Source organism: Citrobacter sp. Cpo045 (assembly GCF_030332875.1).
Lineage (GTDB): Bacteria > Pseudomonadota > Gammaproteobacteria > Enterobacterales > Enterobacteriaceae > Citrobacter > Citrobacter portucalensis.
Window position 1 is genome coordinate 1 of sequence record NZ_JAOWGZ010000039.1, and the last position, 307, is coordinate 307.

At 51.5% G+C, this 307-nt stretch carries 1 tRNA gene; it reads left to right on the forward strand.

Annotated elements, in window-relative coordinates:
* The first annotated feature begins 227 nt into the window (after nucleotides 1-227).
* Nucleotides 228-303: transfer RNA gene (locus OGY13_RS00880), tRNA-Gly, on the forward strand.
* Nucleotides 304-307: the final 4 nt, after the last annotated feature.

A 307-nucleotide genomic window follows, 5' to 3' on the forward strand; every position in this document is an offset into this window, starting at 1 on the left:
ATAGCTCAGTTGGTAGAGCACGACCTTGCCAAGGTCGGGGTCGCGAGTTCGAGTCTCGTTTCCCGCTCCAAAATTTGAAAGTGCTTGTTAAGCACAGACCACCAAATCGCAGGATTTCGAATTGCGACAAGGCGGCAACTGAATGAGTCCTTAGGAGCTTACTGAAGTAAGTGACTCAGGCGAATGAAGGCAGCCAACGCAGTAGTGGTTCGAAAGACGAAGATTAAGCGGGAATAGCTCAGTTGGTAGAGCACGACCTTGCCAAGGTCGGGGTCGCGAGTTCGAGTCTCGTTTCCCGCTCCAAATT